This is a genomic window from Campylobacter concisus (assembly GCF_002165785.1).
Lineage (GTDB): Bacteria > Campylobacterota > Campylobacteria > Campylobacterales > Campylobacteraceae > Campylobacter_A > Campylobacter_A concisus_W.
In genome coordinates this window covers 174,812-195,515 of record NZ_NDYO01000004.1, presented here as the reverse complement: position 1 = coordinate 195,515, position 20,704 = coordinate 174,812, and the positions used below count along the sequence as shown (strand labels likewise).

General features: G+C 36.2%; 24 protein-coding genes and 1 pseudogene. 13 read left to right on the top strand and 12 right to left on the bottom strand.

Annotation, left to right across the window (positions count from 1 at the left end; all coding sequences use genetic code 11):
* Window positions 1–197: 197 nt before the first annotated feature.
* A complete protein-coding gene (gene rho / locus B9N62_RS03680; protein WP_021090510.1) occupies window positions 198–1,538 on the top strand; it encodes a transcription termination factor Rho in 1,341 nt (446 codons plus the stop codon).
* A gap of 155 nt (window positions 1,539–1,693) precedes the next feature.
* Here the strand turns inward: rho and B9N62_RS03675 are convergent, their stop codons facing one another.
* The gene (locus B9N62_RS03675; RefSeq protein ID WP_087584418.1) at window positions 1,694–1,906 is read right to left on the bottom strand and encodes a transcriptional regulator; all 213 of its coding nucleotides are present in this window, start codon (window positions 1,904–1,906) and stop codon (window positions 1,694–1,696) included.
* A gap of 158 nt (window positions 1,907–2,064) precedes the next feature.
* Between B9N62_RS03675 and B9N62_RS03670 the strand changes: the two genes are divergently transcribed.
* On the top strand, window positions 2,065–2,667 hold the full coding sequence (locus B9N62_RS03670; RefSeq protein WP_087584417.1) for an outer membrane beta-barrel protein: 603 nt from the start codon (window positions 2,065–2,067) through the stop codon (window positions 2,665–2,667).
* A 48-nt stretch (window positions 2,668–2,715) separates the two neighbouring features.
* Here B9N62_RS03670 and B9N62_RS03665 read toward each other — a convergent pair whose 3' ends face one another.
* Window positions 2,716–3,195, bottom strand: a complete 480-nt coding sequence (locus tag B9N62_RS03665) for a GNAT family N-acetyltransferase (RefSeq protein WP_087584416.1) — start codon at window positions 3,193–3,195, stop codon at window positions 2,716–2,718.
* Window positions 3,195–4,298 (bottom strand): transcription termination factor NusA, encoded by a 1,104-nt coding sequence (gene nusA, locus B9N62_RS03660; protein WP_087584415.1) that lies wholly within the window; start codon window positions 4,296–4,298, stop codon window positions 3,195–3,197. Before nusA ends, B9N62_RS03665 begins: the two co-directional genes overlap by 1 nt.
* A 172-nt stretch (window positions 4,299–4,470) precedes the next feature.
* On the opposite strand from nusA, the gene B9N62_RS03655 reads away from it, so the two are divergent.
* Genes B9N62_RS03655 through B9N62_RS03625 form a run of 7 tightly spaced genes read left to right on the top strand, consistent with a single transcriptional unit; the run spans window position 4,471 to window position 9,319 of the window.
* Entirely contained in the window at window positions 4,471–4,713 is a 243-nt protein-coding gene (locus B9N62_RS03655) for an HP0268 family nuclease (protein ID WP_002941786.1), read from the top strand.
* On the top strand, window positions 4,713–6,014 hold the full coding sequence (miaB, locus tag B9N62_RS03650) for a tRNA (N6-isopentenyl adenosine(37)-C2)-methylthiotransferase MiaB (protein ID WP_087584414.1): 1,302 nt from the start codon (window positions 4,713–4,715) through the stop codon (window positions 6,012–6,014). The genes B9N62_RS03655 and miaB overlap by 1 nt, the downstream gene beginning before the upstream one ends.
* Complete coding sequence (locus B9N62_RS03645; RefSeq protein WP_087584413.1) at window positions 5,995–6,774, top strand: lysophospholipid acyltransferase family protein; 780 nt, start codon at window positions 5,995–5,997, stop codon at window positions 6,772–6,774. Before miaB ends, B9N62_RS03645 begins: the two co-directional genes overlap by 20 nt.
* Window positions 6,764–7,210: a hypothetical protein gene (locus B9N62_RS03640; RefSeq protein WP_087584412.1), complete on the top strand. Its 447-nt coding sequence runs from the start codon at window positions 6,764–6,766 to the stop codon at window positions 7,208–7,210. The genes B9N62_RS03645 and B9N62_RS03640 overlap by 11 nt, the downstream gene beginning before the upstream one ends.
* 57 nt (window positions 7,211–7,267) lie before the next feature.
* The gene (locus B9N62_RS03635) at window positions 7,268–8,272 is read left to right on the top strand and encodes a hypothetical protein (RefSeq protein ID WP_087584411.1); all 1,005 of its coding nucleotides are present in this window, start codon (window positions 7,268–7,270) and stop codon (window positions 8,270–8,272) included.
* Entirely contained in the window at window positions 8,269–8,790 is a 522-nt protein-coding gene (locus tag B9N62_RS03630) for a hypothetical protein (RefSeq protein ID WP_087584410.1), read from the top strand. The genes B9N62_RS03635 and B9N62_RS03630 overlap by 4 nt, the downstream gene beginning before the upstream one ends.
* Complete coding sequence (locus B9N62_RS03625; protein ID WP_087584409.1) at window positions 8,783–9,319, top strand: hypothetical protein; 537 nt, start codon at window positions 8,783–8,785, stop codon at window positions 9,317–9,319. The genes B9N62_RS03630 and B9N62_RS03625 overlap by 8 nt, the downstream gene beginning before the upstream one ends.
* A gap of 4 nt (window positions 9,320–9,323) precedes the next feature.
* Here B9N62_RS03625 and B9N62_RS03620 read toward each other — a convergent pair whose 3' ends face one another.
* From B9N62_RS03620 to B9N62_RS03590, 7 genes and pseudogenes are all read right to left on the bottom strand, one after another.
* Window positions 9,324–9,842, bottom strand: a complete 519-nt coding sequence (locus B9N62_RS03620) for a hypothetical protein (RefSeq protein WP_087584408.1) — start codon at window positions 9,840–9,842, stop codon at window positions 9,324–9,326.
* A 32-nt stretch (window positions 9,843–9,874) separates the two neighbouring features.
* A complete protein-coding gene (locus B9N62_RS03615) occupies window positions 9,875–10,312 on the bottom strand; it encodes a hypothetical protein (protein ID WP_141083199.1) in 438 nt (145 codons plus the stop codon).
* 40 nt (window positions 10,313–10,352) lie between these two features.
* Window positions 10,353–11,729: pseudogene (locus B9N62_RS10735) on the bottom strand (MBOAT family O-acyltransferase).
* 2 nt (window positions 11,730–11,731) lie between these two features.
* Complete coding sequence (locus B9N62_RS03605) at window positions 11,732–12,361, bottom strand: tetratricopeptide repeat protein (protein WP_087584406.1); 630 nt, start codon at window positions 12,359–12,361, stop codon at window positions 11,732–11,734.
* Window positions 12,362–13,015, bottom strand: a complete 654-nt coding sequence (locus B9N62_RS03600; protein ID WP_087584405.1) for a tetratricopeptide repeat protein — start codon at window positions 13,013–13,015, stop codon at window positions 12,362–12,364.
* A 10-nt stretch (window positions 13,016–13,025) separates the two neighbouring features.
* On the bottom strand, window positions 13,026–14,366 hold the full coding sequence (locus tag B9N62_RS03595; RefSeq protein ID WP_087584404.1) for a dihydrolipoyl dehydrogenase family protein: 1,341 nt from the start codon (window positions 14,364–14,366) through the stop codon (window positions 13,026–13,028).
* A gap of 2 nt (window positions 14,367–14,368) precedes the next feature.
* A complete protein-coding gene (locus tag B9N62_RS03590; protein ID WP_087584403.1) occupies window positions 14,369–14,689 on the bottom strand; it encodes a type II secretion system protein in 321 nt (106 codons plus the stop codon).
* 77 nt (window positions 14,690–14,766) lie between these two features.
* Here B9N62_RS03590 and B9N62_RS03580 point away from each other — a divergent pair, with 77 nt between their 5' ends.
* Window positions 14,767–15,318 (top strand): tetratricopeptide repeat protein, encoded by a 552-nt coding sequence (locus tag B9N62_RS03580; RefSeq protein ID WP_087584402.1) that lies wholly within the window; start codon window positions 14,767–14,769, stop codon window positions 15,316–15,318.
* Window positions 15,319–15,342: 24 nt separating this feature from the next.
* On the opposite strand, the gene prfB is transcribed toward B9N62_RS03580, so the two are convergent.
* The gene (prfB, locus tag B9N62_RS03575) at window positions 15,343–16,443 is read right to left on the bottom strand and encodes a peptide chain release factor 2 (RefSeq protein WP_087584482.1); all 1,101 of its coding nucleotides are present in this window, start codon (window positions 16,441–16,443) and stop codon (window positions 15,343–15,345) included.
* 122 nt (window positions 16,444–16,565) lie between these two features.
* On the opposite strand from prfB, the gene panC reads away from it, so the two are divergent.
* Genes panC through tilS form a run of 3 tightly spaced genes read left to right on the top strand, consistent with a single transcriptional unit; the run spans window position 16,566 to window position 19,677 of the window.
* On the top strand, window positions 16,566–17,387 hold the full coding sequence (gene panC / locus B9N62_RS03570) for a pantoate--beta-alanine ligase (protein ID WP_087584401.1): 822 nt from the start codon (window positions 16,566–16,568) through the stop codon (window positions 17,385–17,387).
* A 2-nt stretch (window positions 17,388–17,389) separates the two neighbouring features.
* Window positions 17,390–18,700: a 30S ribosomal protein S12 methylthiotransferase RimO gene (gene rimO / locus B9N62_RS03565; protein ID WP_087584400.1), complete on the top strand. Its 1,311-nt coding sequence runs from the start codon at window positions 17,390–17,392 to the stop codon at window positions 18,698–18,700.
* Window positions 18,697–19,677: a tRNA lysidine(34) synthetase TilS gene (gene tilS / locus B9N62_RS03560; protein ID WP_087584399.1), complete on the top strand. Its 981-nt coding sequence runs from the start codon at window positions 18,697–18,699 to the stop codon at window positions 19,675–19,677. Before rimO ends, tilS begins: the two co-directional genes overlap by 4 nt.
* Before the next feature lie 59 nt (window positions 19,678–19,736).
* Here tilS and B9N62_RS03555 read toward each other — a convergent pair whose 3' ends face one another.
* Window positions 19,737–20,663 carry a ribose-phosphate pyrophosphokinase gene (locus tag B9N62_RS03555; protein ID WP_072594149.1) on the bottom strand — a complete coding sequence of 309 codons (927 nt, stop codon included), beginning with the start codon at window positions 20,661–20,663 and terminating at the stop codon, window positions 19,737–19,739.
* Window positions 20,664–20,704 lie beyond the last annotated feature (41 nt).

Here is a 20,704-nt window from a genome sequence, read left to right as displayed (position 1 = left end):
ATAGGCACAAATTTCTTCTTTTATTATCGTTATAAAATGGCGAGATTATAGCAAATCAACCATTTTTGAGCAAAAATTTTATTTTATGCCATTTCTTGACAACAAAGTTTTATTTTTATAAAATGCCAAAACTTTCAAAAACTTCTTTTTGAAACCTAGAAATTCTGCAAAATTATCCCCGCATTTAAAGAGGAAATATGGAAAATAACCAAACCGAGCAAAGTGCTGCTCAAAACACAAAAACCACAAAAAAACATCAAGCATCAAGAACACACATACCAGTAGACGGACACAAGATCGAAGAGCTAAGAACGCTTAGCTTAGATGAGCTAGTGCAGATCGCAAATAGCGTTGGTGTCGAAAATCCACGAGAATTTCGTAGGCAGGATTTGATATTTGAGATACTAAAAACCCAGACAAAACAAGGCGGATTTATACTATTTACTGGAATTTTAGAGATCACAAATGAAGGTTATGGCTTTTTAAGGGCTGTTGATGCGAATTTAAGCGACAGTTCAAACGACGCATACGTTTCAAACTCACAGATCCGCAAATTTGCACTTCGCGTGGGCGACATCATCACCGGCCAAGTAAGAGAGCCAAAAGATCAAGAAAAATACTACGCTCTTTTAAAGATAGAAGCGGTAAACTACATGCCTCTAGCAGATGCAAAAGAGAGGCCACTCTTTGACAACCTAACCCCACTTTTCCCAACTGAAAAGCTAAATTTAGAATATGATCCGATGAAGCTAACGGGCCGCGTGCTTGATCTTTTCACGCCTATTGGCAAGGGTCAGCGTGGTCTAATCGTTGCACCTCCAAGAAGCGGTAAAACTGAGCTTATGAAAGAGCTAGCTCACGGCATCGCTAAAAATCACCCAGAAGCCCAGCTCATGGTGCTTTTGGTTGATGAGAGACCAGAAGAAGTTACCGATATGCAGCGCTGCGTAAAAGGCGAGGTATTTAGCTCGACATTTGATCTACCAGCGCTTAATCACGTCCGCGTAGCAGAGCTAGTCATCGAAAAAGCAAAACGTCTAGTTGAGATGGGCAAAGATGTCATCATCTTGCTTGACAGTATAACCCGTCTAGCACGCGCCTACAACACAGTAACCCCACCAAGCGGCAAGGTACTAACTGGTGGCGTGGATGCAAACGCACTTCACAAGCCAAAACGTTTCTTTGGCGCTGCTAGAAACATCGAACATGGCGGCTCACTAACCATCATCGCAACCGCATTAATAGACACTGGCTCACGCATGGACGAAGTTATATTTGAAGAGTTTAAAGGCACTGGAAACAGCGAGATCGTGCTTGATCGCAACATCTCAGATCGCAGAATTTACCCAGCTATCAATGTGCTAAAATCAGGCACCAGAAAAGAAGAGCTACTTCAAAAACCTGACGAGCTTCAAAAAATTTGGGCTATCCGCTCTGCGATCGCGACAATGGACGACGTCGAAGCACTTAAATTCTTATACGCAAAAATGCTAAAAACAAAAGACAACAAAGAGCTTCTTTCTATCTTAAACGAGTAAATTTAACTGAGCTTGAAGCGATTGCTTTGAGCTCAAATCACTTCATTTAAAATATATAACTCCAGCTTTCTAGCCAAAAATATTTGATAATTTTTTAAATCTCTAGCACTTTTTTAAATAACTTAATATATAAAAAGATTATGGTTTTTTAAAGACTATTTACTAAATTTTTCTATGTCTTGATTGATCAAATTTTCATACTCGCAAAGCTCGTTGCAAGTCTTTTTGCTCTGCTCGATAAGCTCATCAAATTTAAATCCAAGCATCACAATACGATAAAGGTTTGGCTTGTGTTTTCGCCAGTTGTAAAGCGTTGCGACATCAACGTCTAAAAGATAAGCCATATCACGTTTTGTCATCTTAGCCACTCTACACTCCTTTTTTGAGTGATTTTATAAATTTTATTCTGATAAGAAAACAATTGAATTATTTTATGTTTTTTAATAATTTCATTGAATATTTAAACTTTATTTAATATAAGAAAATTTAAAATAGCCACGTAACATTTTTTAAATAAGGAGTAAAAATGAAAAATGTAGTTTTAAAAGTTGCTTTAGGTTTAAGCCTAGCTAGTGCCGCTGCTTTAGCGCAAGGAGCCTTTGTTGGAGTTGAAGGAGATTACTCTTTTGGATCAAAGCTTACTTTAAAAGGTGATGACGGCTCAAAGATCAAATTTAAAAAAGCACAACCAGGTCTTGGTTTAAAAGCTGGTTATGACTTTGACATTGCTAGAGTTTATGGAGCTTACATATATGATTTTAAGGCTAGAAAAACAGCAAATGATGAAGATAAGAGCGTAGCTGAGTGGAAAACTCATAAATTTATAGTTGGAGCCGACTACACTCCAAGCGTAGCAAAAGATCTTAAACTAGTTCTTGGTGGCTATACTGGTTTTTCAAAACTCAAAATAAAAGGTGGCGATGCTGAAACTCCAATGGAAAGCGCTAGTATAAATGGCTGGATACTTGGAGCAAAAGTCGGTGCTGAATACTCTATCAATGAAAATAATGCAGTTGAGTTTGGTTTAAAGGCTGATAGAACCGACTACGGCAAGATTAGCAAATTTAAAATGATTGATGCCAAAGAGACAAATCTCGGTCTTTATATGGGATATACATATAAATTTTAATCACCAGCAAGCTCAAATTTCAAAGCAAATTTGAGCTTTTATTAGAAACTATAAATTTACTAGCTTTTCTAAATTTTCGCCGTCCAAGCGGTAGGTTCTCCACTCAAGAGATTGGTTTTTAGCGCCCATGCTTTCATAAAATTTGATACTTGACTCATTCCAGTTTAGGCAGCACCACTCAAGCCTTTTTAAATTTTCATCCTTGCAAATTTGAGCTAGAAATTTAAAAAAAGCCTTGCCGATGCCTTGATTTCTAAACTCTTTTTTGACGTAGATGTCCTCAAGATAGATCCCGCCAAGCCCTAAAAATGTAGAAAACGTATAAAAATAGATAGCATATCCTATCGCCCTGCCCTCACTCTCGCAGATAAGGGCTTTTGCGTGATTTTTATTAAAGATAGAGTCCGCAAAAATTTCATTTGTAAAAGTAACTTGTTCGCTCATCTTTTCATAAGCCGCAAGCTCTCTTACAAGCTCGCAGATCACATCCATATCGCCTTCAGTCGCTTTTCTTATTTTAAATTTCATTAGTTATCACCAAAGAGTGCTTTTAGATCTTTAACCACTTCGCCATTTTCGCTGCTGCTGCTAGTTTTTGAGCCAAACTCATTTAGCTCGATCTCATAGCCAGTTAGCATGCTTGCAAGGCGGATATTTATGCCATTTTTGCCGATAGCCTTGCTCTTTTGCTCGCTTGCAAGCGTTACGATCGCCTTGTTTTCCTCAATCTTTACAGATGTGATGATCGCAGGTGCCATAGCGCGAGCTACCAAGATCGCTGGTTCGGTGGCGTATTCGATCGCATCAATGCTTTCATTATGAAGCTCTTTGCTTACGGCATTTATCCTAACTCCTTTTGTGCCGACTGTTGCGCCGACTGGATCGATGTTTGGAGTAGTTGAAATGAGCGCTACTTTAGCCCTTTCGCCAGGGATCCTAGCACTTCCTTGGATGATAATACTGCCATCTTTTATCTCAGGCACTTCTGAAGTCAGTAGTGCTTCAAGAAATTTTGGTGAAGTTCTTGAGAGTTCTACTTTTATGCCTAAATTTTTATCTGTAAAGACTTTTCTAATAACAGCTTTTACGACATCTCCCACCTTAAATTTCTCGCCTTTTATACGGTTTTTGCGTGGTAGAACGGCGCGAAGCTCATCTATTTCAATAAATGTATTTTCATCATTGTCAACTCTAACAACTGGGCCAAAGACCATGTGACCGCTCATCTCATTATATTTTTGTAAAATTTTCTCTTCGACAAGACGCTGGATGTGGTATTCAAGCTCTTTGTGAAGTGTTTGGGCTGCGGTTCTTCCAAGATTATCAAGACTTAGCTCGTAAGTGAGCTCATCTCCGATCTCTACGCCACTATCTATCTTTTTAGCCTCTTTTAAGCTCAAAAAGTGCTCGTTGTCCTCTTCTAGCCTCTCGTCATCGTTTGCTACGATTGAAATTTTTTGATAAAGCTTTAAATTTTTATTCGCATCGATACTCACATCATACTCATAATTCTCGCCATAAACCCTTTTTGCAGTGTTTATCAAAGCCCTTATAACGCGCTCTTTTACATCTTCGATATCTAAATTTTTCTCATTTGCAATTGACTCGATGATATCTGAAATTCTTTCCATTTTTTCTCCATTGTAACGATAAATTTCGGGGATTTTTCGTGAAGTTTTGAAATTATACATAAGCCATACTTTTAATAACTTTAAGCTTATTATTAACTTTTATTTAATCCTTTTTTTATGATGTTTTGGATATATTGACCGATTAAAATTTAAGATTTTGAAAGGATTAAAAATGGAGCTAAAACTTGCAAGAGCTGAATTAGACGCAAAACCAAAAACGATTTCACTAGAAAAAATAGAGGCAGCTGTCGAAAAAGAGGGTCAGAAAATTTTCTATTTTGATAAAGAAAACACACACAAACAACTAATCGCCTTAGTCGAGCATTTTGAAGAAAAAGGGCTAAGCGTCTATCACAGAACCGTAAAATACGGACTTGATGATAGCGACTACATGTATGAAGTGCATATACTTTAATGAGTAAAAAACTCTTTATCCAAACTTTAGGCTGTGCTATGAATGTTCGTGACAGCGAGCATATCATAGCTGAGCTCTCACAAAAAGAAGACTACTCCTTAACACAAAACATAGAAGAAGCTGATTTAATCCTTATAAATACTTGCTCGGTTCGTGAAAAGCCAGTTCATAAGCTCTTTAGCGAAGTCGGCGCGTTTGAAAAAGCTAAAAAAAGAGGAGCTAAAATAGGCGTTTGTGGCTGCACTGCAAGCCATTTGGGTAGTGAAATTTTTAAGCGCGCGCCTTACGTCGATTTTGTTCTTGGCGCAAGAAATGTCAGCAAGATCACAAAGGCGGTAAATACGCCTAAATTTATCTCAACCGACATCAATCACGACGAGAGCGAATACGCATTTGGCGAGTTTAGAGGCTCACCATATAAAAGTCATATCAACATCTCGATCGGATGTGATAAAAAATGCACCTACTGCATCGTCCCACACACCAGAGGAGATGAAATTTCTATTCCTTCAAACCTCATCTTAAAAGAGGTAGAAAAGGCCGCAAAAAGCGGCGCAAAAGAGATATTTTTACTAGGACAAAATGTCAATAACTATGGCAAAAGATTTTCAGGCATGCAAGAAAATATCGATTTTAGCGACCTTTTAGTAAAGATAAGTGAGATAGATGGCGTTGAGAGAATAAGATTTACAAGCCCTCATCCACTTCACATGGATGATAAATTTCTTGAAATTTTCACTAATAATCCTAAAATTTGCAAGTCTATGCACATGCCGCTTCAAAGCGGAAACACAAAAGTTTTACGCGAAATGAAGCGCGGATACACAAAAGAGTGGTTTTTAGACCGCGCGCTAAGACTTAGAAAGATGTGCCCGGACGTGAGCATCTCAACTGATATCATCGTCGCATTTCCGGGTGAGAGTGATAGCGAGTTTGAAGACACGATGGATGTGCTTGAACAAGTTAGATTTGAGCAAATTTTTAGCTTTAAGTATTCGCCTCGTCCGCTTACAAAGGCAGCTACTTTTACAAATCAAATAGATGACAAGACCGCTTCAGCAAGGCTTACTCGCCTACAAAATCGCCACAATGAAATTTTAGACGAGATCGTAGCGGCACAAAAAGATAAAATTTTTGATGTATATTTTGAAGAGTTAAGAGCAAACGGCGGCGTTGCTGGGCGAAGTTTTAATAACTTTTTAGTTCAAGTTGATGGCAGCGAAGAGCTTCTTGGCACTACACAAAAAATCAAGATCACAAACCCAAAACGAATGGTTTTGTATGGCGAGCTGCAAATTTAAAAACGTCTATGAAAAGATGACCCTAAGCATTGGCGTCTTTTTCATCTACATTTTGATGTGGCTCATTTTTCTAACCTGCAAAAAGAGCTACACTCCAAATTTCTTACCGCAAAATGGCTGCGTCGTCGTCTTTTGGCACGGCAGGCTTAGCTTTATGAGCTTTGCTTACAGACGCTGGTGGAGCAGTCAAAATAGAAAACAAGGCAAGGTGATAATCAGCGACCACAAAGATGGCGAGCTAATCACCAGAATAATCAAATTTTTTGGCATCGGCACCATTAGAGGCAGCAGCTCAAAAGGTGGTGCAAGGGCGCTTATAGAAGCTCTAAGAGAGATAAAACAAGGCCACGACGTCATCATCACGCCAGATGGCCCACGCGGACCAAGACATAGCGTGGCAGACGGAGCCGCTGTGATCGCACAAAAGTCATCTTGCGAAATTTATACTCTAAATTTTGAAGCAAGCTCGTTTTGGGAGTTTAAAAGCTGGGATAAGATGATACTTCCAAAGCCATTTTCAACTATAAATTTTAGCCTCTCAGCCCCTTTTAGTGTGGCAAATTTAGAGCAAAAAGAGGCAAAAGAGAAGATACAAAATGAGCTTTGGCAAGCCTCACAAAATGATGGTGGCAAAAGAGTGGAGCAAAACCAAGAAGATTTTAGATCAAATTTAAAAATTTGGTGGAAAAAATATGCACATAAAAATCCACAAATAAGCAACGAGATAAAAGAAATTTTGGACGAAATTTATGAAAAATAAACTATCTATTTTTATAGCCATCTTTCTAATTATTTTATTTGGGCTATTTTTTTACAGTGACAACTCCTATAAGCTCGCCCTTGAAGCAAAATTTTTATACGAAAACAAAGAATATGAAAAGGCTTTAAATTTAAGCCAAAAAGCACTTGATATAGATATTTATAACAAAATGGCAAATACTGTACTAAACCAAAGCAAGGCTGCTATCAAATTTAGCTCATACATAAAAAATGGCAAAGAGTATCTTGAGCGTATCAAAAAAATGAGCCAAAGTAGCGTCAGCAAGGCTGATAGTGAGCGCATTAAGATGATGTGTGATGTGATGATAGAGGATTTTGACGACCTTAAAAACTCGGCCCTACTTGATAATGAGCTAAAAAATGAAGCTTTAAATACAAAAGAGATTTTCGTTAAACTTAAAAACGAGCTGTTTTAAACTTATTTAATCCCTTTTTAGCTACCATAACGAAAATTATGCAAATTTAGGAGATTTATGTCTTTTAGCGTCAAAAAGCTTTTTTCTAACCTTTTTTTAAGCGTCGTGTTGGAGGGCAATGAGTGCATATTTTTCGGTCAGGTCTTTAGAAATGGCAAACTTTTAAAAACTATAAACGCTAAATTTACAGATATAAATATCGATAATATTGATGAAAAAATCATAAAATACATAGAAGAGCAAGAAAAAACATATTTTGGCGTATATGTTTCAGTTTTTTTTAACGACGACTCACAAGGCGCGCTTCCTAGTGTTAGCTTTGACGAATACAAAAAATTTAATATAAATGCTAAAAATCTTACAAGCCTTATCATGCAGGATAGCTGGAGTATTTATGCAAATTTAAATGCTATAAAAAAATATAAAAATTTATTTGGACAAGATAGCGTGGATCTCATCTACTCACCTATTGCCCTACTCTTTCACGAGCTTTTAAAACGCGGAATTTCTCCAAAAACTACACTTTATCTTTATATCCATGCACATTCGTTTACACTTGCGATCTTTAAAGATAAGCAAATGAAATTATCTACTTTTTTAAATATGTCTGGCGTTGAAGAAACCAACCAGGAAGCTGAAAGCCTAAAAGAAGAAGATATAACAGATATTGACAACTTAATCATTAAAGAAGAAAATGACGCAACATCACTTGATGATTTTAAAAGTTTAGACGATTTTTTAAGTGATGATAAACCAAAAGAATTTGAAGACCTAAATTATGAACTAAACATGCCGGCTTCTACAAATGTAGAAAAATCGGTTGCTATTTTTGGGTATGACATGAAGATGTTTGATTACATCGTAAAGGCTGTAAAAGAATTTTACGAAAATCCTCTCTACGGCGGCGATTTTATTGAACAAATAATTGTTTTTGAAAACACAAAAACAAGTGCAACTTTTTTACAATATCTGCAATCTGAGCTTTTAGTGGAGACTTCTGTGTATCCAGTGAATACAAATCATATTATGAATGAAATCATGCAAGAAGAGATAATATTATGAGATTTAGCTTTATTGCTCCAGAACCAAGACCGCTTATATCTATCTTTAGCAAAATTTGGCTAAGTCTTATAGGTTTTGTTTTTGTAGCTCTTTTGGCAACAAATTTCTTTATACTCTATAAAAATTATTCAATTGAAAAAAATATAAATTTTTTATCAAATGAGCAAAAAGAACTTAGTCAAAAAATAGTCACAACAGATGAAATTTTGGTTAAACTAGCCGTACAAATAGAATCTGCAAATGATATTTTCACTTCAAATTCTATTCTCAAGCAAAGCTTACACAATCTTTTTGATCTAGTGCCTGATAGTATAACGCTTGAAGAGGTTTTTATGGATAAAAACTCGCTCATCATTCGCGGTATAACGCCGACAAAAGATGTATTTAATCAGCTTCTAGCTTCGCCTTTAAGATCTATTTTTACAACTTCAAATACTAGCTTTTATCAAAGTAAAAACGGCTGGTATGGCTTTATAAGTACAAATAAAATTGATAATTCTGAGGGATATAATGAGTAAAAAAGATACGAGCTTAGAAAAAATAGATCCCGTCAAGCTTTTACTTTTTATATTTGCTTTTATTGTAGTTTGCTTCATTATGATATTTGGTTTTATCGTGCCTAATATAAAAGAATTTAAAAGTCTAACTAGACAAAATTATTCACAGACCTCATCTTATACAAAAGTAAAAAATGAATTTGAAGCTAAATTTAAATCCCTTGAAGCAACTAAACAAAAAGATGGAGCTATCATTTCAGCTTTTGAGGCTAAATTTGATAAAGATAAATTTATAGAATTTGCCTCTAAATTTTTCAGTGAAGTAAGCCTTAGTAAAATAGAAGAAAGTGATAATAACGCTAGTGAGAAATTTTTTAGATTTCGCCTAAATGTAACTAGCTCTCTAAGGACACCACAAAAATTTTATGACTTTTTAGATGCACTTAGTAGCTATGACAGTATCGTAAAGGCCGAATTTCCTATCGTCATGAAAGGCGAAAAGGATAAAATCCATACTACTTTTAATATAAAAGTTTTTGGGTTGAAGTAAGAAATTAAAGTCCACCGTTAAGATAAAGTTCAACCAAAAACTCACTATATCTTTTTCTACCAAGATAGTTTAAATGTTCCCAATCAGATAATTCTTCATCGTTAAATTTTAAATTTGTAAGATCAACAATTTTGGTATTTTTGATGGCTGATGTTATTTCATTTATGTCATATTGAGGTCCTGTTCCATCAAATATTGGCTCAAATATAATAACTACTTTCACACCATTTTTAGTCAATGGATCTATTATATAATTTTGCATGTATTTTAATGTGTTTAAATTCAGCCCTTTTAATTCAAGAACCTTGCCATAATTCTCTCTCGGTATTGTATTTGCAAAAAGTATATTATCACCATTGCTACATTTTGCAACAATAATCTTTTTGTTTTTTGTAAAATTTGAATTTACTTCACTTGTGTTAATTAGCTCGCAATCACTATTTGCTTCAGTATTAAAGAAATTTTCTACACTAAAATTATTTACATTGGTTGCAGTCTTTGGTGTAAATTTACCATAAGCCATAACTACTCTATTATAGATAGCTTCAGAGTATCTTAAAACAAATGCAAGCCTGCTAAATAATCTGGCAGTGTTTTTAAAAACGTTATCTTATTTGTGCCAAAATTTGCCATTAGTTCATCAGTGGTATAAATTTTGACATCTCTCTCAATATAATCTTTAAAAAGATCGCTAACTCTTATACTAATAACAATCTCTTTTGTACCAACTTTTTTAATAGCATTTACAATAAAAGGATAGTCACCTATAAAATTTCCAGAAACGCCAAAATTATAAATACCAATATTATTTTCTTTAAAAATGTTTGTTGAAATATGATTAAACGTCCTACTGCTTCCAACAAAAACGATATCCTTTTGCTTTTCGCTATTTAGCTTAAAGTGCTCCGCTTTTGAAATTTTATTATCAACGAAATTTTTCTTACTTGTTCTACTTTCTACAAAAACATAAAGTACAACATCAAGCCCAACCATAGCAAATGCTACTAAAAATAGACATAGAAATATTTTTTTCTTAAAATCTAAAGTATAAAAATTCACTCGCATTATTAAGCCTAATTGCTAAGATTGATATAAACAAAAAGAAAGATGCTGCAAAAATTTGCAAAATAGTAAATTTAAACTTCTTATCAAATGCTATTTGTATAGAGTTTTTAAAAAGCAAAACAACCAAAAAAACCAAAACGATAAAAAACATTTCAAGATAATTAACATCTATCTTAAGTTCTCCAAAAAACATCCCTCGGATCACTTTCATAGCATCCTCAAAGCTTTTTGCTCTAAAAAATATCCATGTAAAATTTATAAAGTTAAAGGTAATGATCCAAGCAATGATTTTATTTAGTTTAAAATTTAACTTTTGCCAACATCTGTGAAAAACAATAGCAATACCATGCAAAAGCTCCCCAAGCAACAAATGTCCAAGCAGCTCCATGCCAAAGACTACCTATTAAAAATACTAAAAACAAATTTAAATAGGTGCGGTATTGACCTTTTCTATTTCCTCCAAGTGGGATATAGATATAGTCCCTTAAAAAACGCGACAATGTAATGTGCCACCTGTGCCAAAAATCCTGAATATTTAAAGCCTTATACGGAGAGTTAAAAATTTATAGGAAGTCTTATGTTAAAAAGCAACGCAAGACCTATCACCATATCACAATAACCGCTAAAATCAAAATAAAGCTGAAAGGTATATGAAAGCGATGTCACCCATGCTTGCAGAAGTCAAATTTCCTTCCACATCAAATCCAGTATTTGCAAAAATCGAAAAGTATCAGCAACCACACTCTTCTTAAATAGCCCTATGCTAAAAACAAAAAGCTCAAGAGCTATAAATTTATAGTTTTTTATAAGATTAAATTTATTTGCAAACTGCGGCATCATCTCCTTGTGATGAACTATCGGACTAGCAATAAGCTGTGGGAAAAATGTTATAAAAAGACAGTAATTTAAAAAAACTATTCTCTTTTGTCTGCTCGTTATAACTATCCACTAGATATGCTATTTGCTGAAATGTAACAAAACTAAGCGCAAGCGGCAAAGCGATATGAAGTAAACTTAAATTTGTACTTGCAACAGCATTTAAATTTGATATTAAAAAATCAGCATATTTAAAATATCCAAGCAAAGCAAGATTACAAACTATGCCAAGAATCAAAATAGCTTTGTTTTTATATTTTGCTAAAAATTTTGAAACAAAGAAGTTAAAAACAATACTTCCTAGCAAAATCGGCAGATAATAAACATTCCAATAAGCATAGAAAAATAGACTAGCACTCACCAAAAAAGCTTTTGCAAGACTGCTTAACCTCTTTTTATTTAGAAAAAAATATACAAAAAATACAAGTGGTAAAAATACAAATATAAAGGCATATGAGTTAAAAAGCAAGTTTATTCCTTGCTTTTATCCGCACATTTGCCAAGCTGACAAGCTCTTTTGTAAAGTGCGTCTGCTTTTGCTTCATCGCCGCTTAGCTTTGCAAGCAAAAAGCATGACTGAGCATACTCAAGCTCGCAGCTCTTAGCCAAAAGCCTTAGCACTCTAGCCTCAGCCTTGTTTCTATCTATCTTATGAGTTTTTAAATTTTCGCTTTCGATGTAAGACTTTAGCCCCATTGCCTCGTTGTAGCAGCCAACGCCATCACCGCTATCACAAGCTAGTTTATAAAGCTTTAGAGCTTTTTCCATATCTTTTTGCTCATCAACAAGCCCTTGCTCATAAATTTGGCCTAAATTTGAACAAGCCGTCGCAAGCCCAGCATTGCAAGCTTTTTCGTAGTAGCCTTTTGCCTTTACAAAGTCTTTTTCGTTACTAAAATTTACAGCTAGGTTGTTGCAGTCGATGCTATTTCCACTTTCACAGTTTTGCACCATCTTCTCTTTTTCAAGCTCAAGACGCTCTGCCCTCGCCTCTTCATCACTTTGCCAAAAGCCAAAGCTTACCATCTTTTGCCACGACCAGCAACCACTAAGCATAAAGCCCATAGTCAAAATAAGACCAAAATTTAAGACCTTTTTCACTTACATTCCCAGCTTTGTGCCTAGTCTTTTCATCTGCGGGCATGCCTTGCTTAGCCCACGAAAGCAAGCAACTTTATAAATTCCATAAGCCCTTTTTTCATCTTTATTGACACCAAGACCAAGCTCATACATCGCTCCGATATTGGCGCAACTTGGCAAATCGCCAGCATTGCATGCATTCGTATAAGCTTGCATTGCTAAGTAATAATCTCGCTTAACGATCTCGCCTTTTCTATAAGCATTGCCTAAGTGATAGCAAGCTTGCATACCTCCGCCATTGCAACTTTCTTTATAAATCGAAATTGCCTTTTTTGGATTTTTTTTAACTCCAAGTCCAAGCTCATAAAGAATACCCAAATTTGCACAACCGACTTGCACCTTAGCATCGCAAGCCTTCTTATAATTTGTTAAAGCATTTTCATATTCTTTTAAAAGCTCGTAATTTACACCCAAATCGTTGCAAGCTTCCGCATCGCCTTCTTCGCATTTAGGTATTAAAATTTCGATCGCATTTCTTGAAATTTGCTCTTTATTTTGCACTATTTTTTCATCCTTTGGTTGCTGCCACGAATCATCTTGTTTTTGTCCTACACCAATCACGTTTAAGCAGCCAGTGAAAAATAAAGCTGATAAAAGCAATAAATATTTTTTCATTCTTTTCCTTTTAAAATTGTCCAAATAAGTCATTTAGTGCTTCACTGATACTTGGATGAGTGAAAATTTGATTTTTAAAGAAATTTGCATTTGCTTTTAAATTCATTGCAATTGCGATTTCATTTATCAGCTCATTTGCATAGATGCAGTGAAAGCTAGCACCTAAAATTTCGCCACTTTGTGCATCAACGATAGCTTTTAGCATACCTACATCGTGATTTAGGACTTTTGCGCCTGGTACTGTTGCCATGCTAAGCTTTAGCTCTTTAAAATTTAGCCCAAATTTACTAGCCTCTTTTGCATTTACTCCAACTCTTGCTAGTGGAGTGTCGGTAAATAGCACATTTGCGTGAATGCTTCTATTTTTAGTATTTCTCTTTTTATCACCAAAAATTTGTGAATAAACTATCCTAAAATCATCTAAGCTCGTATAAGTAAAAAGCTCTCCGCCGCGCACGTCGCCTACCGCATAGATGTTTGGCACATTTGTTTGAAGATTTTCATTTGTCTTTATAAAACCTTTTTCATTTAGCTCAGCTCCAGCAGCTTTTAAATTTAAATCATCTACATTTGCCACTCTGCCAAGCGCGATCAAAAATGCATCAGCTCTAAGGCATCTTTGCTCGCCATTTTGCTTGAAATTTAATATATTTTCTTTAATGCACTCTATCTCGCAACCCTCTAAAATTTCAACGCCTTGGACTCTAAGAGCTTCTTTTACGCTATTAGCTATATCATCATCTTCGTTTTTAAGTAGTTTTGAACGTCCTACGATAGTCACTTTTGAGCCAAAATTTGCAAACATTGATGCAAACTCTATACCGATAAAACCACTACCGATAATGACAAAATGCTTTGGTAAATTTTTTAGATCAAGCAAAGTTTGGCTTGAAAATACATTTGAGTTTACAACCTCAAAAGGAGTATCTGCCTCTTTTGAGCCGCTATTTATGATGATAAAGTCGCCCTCTATTATCTTTTTCTCACCACTTGGCGTTGTTACAAGTACGCTATTTTCACTAGCAAATGAGCCAACACCATCGATCACATCAATATTTTCTTTATCATTTAGCATTGCATAGTTTTTAGCATTCAAAGCTGAGATTAGTTTATTTTTATTTTCCACACTAAGTGTGTAATATTCGCTTTCAACGCTATTATTTACAAATTTTGCCTCTTTAGCGGCTGTTATTAGACGTTTGGTTGGTATGCAGCCAACATTTATGCAAGTGCCTCCATACATCTTTGGTGATCTCTCTACAAGAGCCACTTTTTTGCCAATTGTGGCAGCTTTAACCGCTAGCGTTTTGCCAGCCTTTCCAAAACCAATAATTACAATATCATATTTCATTTTTAGTCCCTTATCTTTCCCATTATATAGTAAGTTGTTTCATTTATCTTTTTTAGCTCCATTTTATATTTATTAGCCCAGTTTTTTATGATTTCATCAACTTGCTCTTTTATTTCATTAACGGTAGCTACATTTTTTATCTTTAGTCTATCTTCACTTCCACTCATCGCCACAAAACAAAGGTGTGGCTTTAAATGATCATTTAGTTCGATTATGCTCTTTGGCAAAAGACCATCAGTATTGTTTAAAATTCTACACATTTGAGCAGTGGTCGTTTCATTGACGTTATAGCCAAGCTGGATTAAAAGTGCATTATGATCCATATCGTTCCTTTTGCTTAAAATTTGCGGGCATTATAAGATAAAATTGGATAAAATCGCCTAAATTTTCAAGGACAAATATGAAAAAATTTATCATTTTTGTATTTAGTATTTTGCTATTTTGGGGATGTTCGTTAGATCAAATTTCACAAAATTTTGGCCTTAGCGAGCTACCACTTGATCCAGAGGTCGAGCAAATAGCAGACGCCATCTATCTATACAATGAAGGCAACTATCCAAAAGCTTGCAAGAGATTTTATGATTATGCAAAAGATGGAAATGTGCTTGCCATGCAACAAACTGGCGTTTGTTTTCGTGACGGCAAAGGCTTTAGTAAAGATATCTTAAGAGCACTTTTTTGGTTTGAAACAGCTGGCAGATACGGCAACATAGATGGCCTAAGAAGTGCCGGATATATCTACGAGTATGGCCTTGGTGTAAACAAAAATTTAGAAAAAGCGATATATTTTTACGAAAAAGCCACAAGCCTTGGCTCAAGCGAGGCCAGCTACGATCTAGGGCTTATCTATCTAGGCAAAAATGACTATAAAAAAGCAAGAATTTATCTTGATGAGGCTTGCTTTAAAGGCAAAGAAGAAGCGTGCATGAAGCTAAAAGAGATGAAATTTTAGCTCTCATCTCTTTTTATAAATTTACTATGCCTCAGCCTTTTGAGCGATCAAGACGCCCTCTATCATCTTTTTGATATCTCCATCAAGTATCGCATCAGTTTGTGAGTATGCCTCGCCGCTGCGATTGTCTTTTACCTGCTGGTATGGGAAAAGCACGTATGATCTTATCTGGTGTCCCCAGCCGATCTCGCTCTTTTCGACGCTGTTGCTCGCCTCTTGCTGTTTCATCAGCTCAAGCTCGTAAAGGCGAGACTTTAGCATCTTCATCGCTGTGGCTCTGTTTTTATGCTGGCTGCGGTCATTTTGGCACTGCACGACGATGCCAGTTGGCATATGCGTGATACGGATGGCTGACTCTGTTTTATTTACGTGCTGACCGCCCGCGCCGCTAGCTCTATAAGTATCTATCTTTAGATCTTTCTCTTCGATCTCGATCTCGATATCATCATCTACTTCAGGGCTTACCATGACACTAGAAAAGCTTGTGTGGCGGCGTCCTGCACTATCAAATGGGCTTGTGCGAACGAGCCTGTGGATGCCATTTTCTGCTTTGAAGTATCCATAAGCATTTTCACCTTTTACGATAAAGCTCACATCCTTTAGCCCTGCCTCTTCGCCCTCTTGAAAGTCTAGAGTTTCGACCTTAAAGCCCTCACGCTCGCAAAATCTAAGATACATCCTATAAAGCATGCTCGCCCAGTCATTACTCTCAGTGCCACCAGCTCCAGGATGGATTGATACGATCGCATTTTTGCCATCATCTTCGCCACTTAAAAGCATAGAAATTTCAAGATTTACTATCTTTTCATCTAAATTTTTAGCATCTTCAAATAAAGAATTTATAGTCTCCTCGTCATTTTCAGAATTTGCTAGCTCAAAGAGCTCCTTTGCGTCGCTAACTGCTTGATGAGCATCGTTAAATTTTGCAAGCATATTTGAAATTTTTGTCTTTTCTTTATTTAGCGCCCCTGCTTTAGCGATATCTTGCCAAAAATCAGGGTCTTGCTCGGTGGCCTCGATCTCTTTTAGTCTAGCCTTGATCTCTTCAGGCTTTACGATAGAGCCTATGTTTTCAACTTTTGTTTGTAGCTTCTTTAAAAGCTCGTTGTATTCGTAACTATCCAAGTTTTTCTCCAAAAAATTTTTGCCGATTTTAGCCAAAAGTTGCTTACATTTTTAAATTTACGCCCTTTTAATCCTTTTTTGTTACAATGCCAAATTAAATTTTAAAACAAAAAGAGTCAAAAATGCAAATCATAAGAACTATAAAAGAACTTGAAAATTTCGTCTCTAGCACAAGCGCAAAGATCGGTTTTGTGCCGACCATGGGCGCACTTCATGACGGACATGTTAGCCTTATTAAAAAATGCGTGAACGAAAATGAGATAAGTATCGTCTCAACATTCGTTAATCCAACTCAATTTTTACCAGGCGAAGATCTAGACAAATATCCAAGAAACGAGCAAAACGACATTAAAATTTGCGAGCAAAATGGCGTTAGTGCTATTTTTATCCCAGATGCTAATGAGCTTTACTTTGAAGATGAACCTCTAATCGTCGCTCCAAAGAAATTTTCAGCCATCTTAGAGGGCAAAACTAGGCCAGGCCACTTTGATGGCGTGCTAAGAGTGCTAAACAAGCTATTTCGCCTAACTCGTGCAAATAGCGTCTATATGGGCAAAAAAGATACACAACAATTAATCATCGTGCAAAATATGATAAAGACATTTTTTCTTAATACCAGCCTAGTGGCTTGCGATATCGTTAGAGAGCCAGATGGCTTAGCGCTTTCAAGTAGAAACGTCTATATCTGTGACGAAGATAAATGTAATGCTCTAAGGCTTTCAAGATCACTAAATAAAGCACAAAATTTGATCCAAAATGGCGAGGAAGACACAAGCGAGATCAAAACAAAGATGCTTGAAGTGCTAGAGCCACTAAAGGTTGATTATGTCGCTATTACGGATAGAAATTTAAATGAAATTTCAAAAGTAGAAAAAGGCAACACCATCATTTTAGTAGCAGCTTATGTTGGCAAAACTAGACTAATAGATAATATCTGGATATAAAAATGCCAAAACTTCACTTAATTTCACTTGGCTGTAACAAAAATTTAGTTGATTCTGAGATCATGCTTGGCAGATTACAAAACTACGATATCACAGACGATATCAGTGACGCTGACGTTATCATCGTAAATACCTGTGGCTTTATCAAATCCGCCAAAGAAGAGAGTATCCAAACCATACTTGAGATGCACGAAGCCCGTAAGAATGGCTCCTTGCTAGTAGTGACTGGCTGTCTTATGCAGCGATATAAAGATGAGCTAATAAAAGAGCTACCAGAGGTCGATCTCTTTACCGGTGTGGCTGACTACGACAAGATCGATGAGATCATCTTGAAAAAGCAAAATTTATTTAGTCCGCAAACTTATCTGCAAGCAAATGAAGAGCGTGTGATAACTGGCTCAAACTACCACGCCTACATCAAAATTTCAGAGGGCTGTAACCAAAAATGCAGTTTTTGTGCCATTCCAACTTTTAAAGGCAAGCTAAAATCGCGCTCGCTTGAAAACATCGTAAATGAGGTTAAGAATTTAGTCAAAAAAGGCTACTACGACTTTAGCTTTTTATCTCAAGACTCAAGCTCATATATGCGCGATCAAGGCGTTAGCGACGGGCTTATAAATTTAATAGACGAGATAGAAAAGATAAAGGGCGTAAGGAGTGCCAGGATACTTTATCTCTATCCAAGCACGACTAGTAAGGAGCTAATTGAGCGTATCATCGCCTCGCCTATCTTTCACAACTACTTTGACATGCCTATCCAGCACATCAGCGAAGACATGCTAAAGATAATGAAGCGTGGAAGTGGCGCTAAAAAGATAAAAGAGATTTTAAATTTGATGAGGAATGCCGAGAATTCATTCTTACGAACTGGTGTCATCGTGGGTCATCCAGGAGAGAGTGAGGAGGATTTTGAGGAGCTTTGCGAATTTTTAGAAGAGTTTAATTTCGATAGAATTTCAGCCTTTGCCTACTCGAAAGAAGAAGACACAGCATCTTTTGAAATGGAGCAAATCCCGGCCAAAATCATTTCAAAAAGACTAAACAAGATAGAAAAGATCACCAAAAAATCGATAAATGAGAGCTTGCAAAAAGAGATAGGTAAGCAAATTTATGCTTCTCTTGAGGGCGAAAGTAGCGAGGGTGAGATGTTTTACGCAGCCAAAAAAGATATCTGGGATAAAGACATAGACGGCGAAATTTTGATCAATGAAAGCGACGTAAAAGAGCTTGAGATAGGCTCGCTTTATCTTTGCGAAGCAAGCGACGTAGTCGATCAAAAACTAATCGCTAAAATCATCAAAAAAGCAAAATGATAAGCCAAAATGTGCGAGAAAAGCTAAACTCAGGTGCAAACCTGCTTGCATTCTCGCACGGTATAGACAGCACTGCACTTTTTTACATTTTAGAAGATGCTGGGATCAAATTTGATCTAGCGATAGTTGATTACAATGTTCGAGAGCAAAGCAAAAACGAAATAAAAAGTGCAAAAGAGCTCGCAGATAAATTTGGTAAAAAAATTTATACCAAAAGCGTTTTTTTAGATAAGTCAAATTTTGAAAAAAACGCGCGCGAGGCAAGATATGAGTTTTTTGGAGAAATTTGCCAAAAATTTGGCTACGAAAATTTGATCCTAGCGCATCAGTTTGACGATAAATTTGAGTGGTTTTTGATGCAGATTAGTAAGGGTGCTGGGCTAAAAGAGCTCTTTAGCATGAGCGATCTTGAAAAAAGAAAGCACTTTTGGTTAGTTAGGCCACTTTTAAATTTGCGCAAAAAAGAGCTTCAAAACTATCTTGACGAGAGAAATTTACGCTATTTTATTGATGAGACAAATTTAAAAGGCGAGTTAAAAAGAAGCTTTGTTCGGCTAAATTTTAGTGAGCCATTTTTGGATAGATATTTTAGTGGCGTGCGAAAGAGCTTTGAGTTTTTAGAAACCGATAGACAAATTTTAATACCAAATATCACAAAAATAAGTGATGAAATTTTTATTATAAAAAATGATAGTAATGTGATACGAGGCGTTGATATGGCGGCAAAAGAGCTAAACGTGCTTCTAAGCAAAGCTCAAAAAGATGAGCTAAGCACAAATTTAGCAAAGCAAACAAGCGTGGTGCTAAGCGGCAAGATCGCTATCGGATACGCAGACACTTACCTTTTAGTAACTCCATTTTGCAAAGCCATAATGCCAAAAATTTTTAAAGAGAAGGCTAGAATTTTAAAAATTCCAGCTATAAATAGAGGCTATCTTTTTACTACAAATTTTGATCTATCAAAAATTAAATTCTAATAATCATTGAAAGATTTGGCTTTTGCCTGAAATGCTCAAAACAAAAGCCAAAATTTTAATTAAAATAAGCTATTTACGCTTTCATTGTGATATACACGACGTATCACTTCGCCAAATAAAGAAGCTGCGCTTAACACTTTTATACAAGGAAGCTCCTCTGCTAAAGGTATCGTATCTGTTACCACTAGTTCATCTAAAAAGCCTAGTCTTAGCCTATCGTAAGCTGGTCCGCTAAGAACTGGATGCGTGCAAAATGCCATAACACTAGTTGCGCCACGCTCTTTAAAAATTTCAGCTGCTTTTACGATCGTACCAGCTGTATCGATCATATCATCGACTAAAATCACATCTTTGCCATTTACGTCACCGATTATATTCATCACTTCGCTCTCGTTTGCTTTTTCGCGACGTTTATCTACGATAACCATGTCAAGATTTAGATTTTTAGCCAAAGCCCTAGCACGAGCCACGCCGCCTACATCAGGACTTGCAACGATTGGATTTGGTAAATTTTTAGCTCTTACATAGTCATTAAAAATGATACTTCCATAAAGGTTATCAACCGGAATATCAAAAAATCCTTGAATTTGTCCTGCGTGAAGATCCATAGTGACGACTCTATCGATACCTGCTGTTTGCATCATGTTCGCCACTAGCTTTGCAGTGATCGGCACTCTAGGGGCTGCTTTTCTATCTTGTCTAGCATAGCCAAAGTAAGGCACGATCGCTGTTATTGAGCTTGCACTACTACGTCTTAAAGCATCAGTTAAAATAAGCAGCTCCATTAAATTTGTATTTGTCGGTGCACATGTTGGCTGAATGACAAAAACATCTTTTCCGCGCACGCTCTCGCCGATTTGCACGCTGATCTCTCCATCGCTAAATCTTTTTATACTTGCCTCGCTAAGAGGAAGTGAAAGATATTGCGAAATTTTCTTTGAAAGCTCAATATTAGCCGTTCCTGAGAAAATTTTATAGCCTCTCATAATGATAACCTTTTTAGTGATTTTTATGTTGGGATTTTATC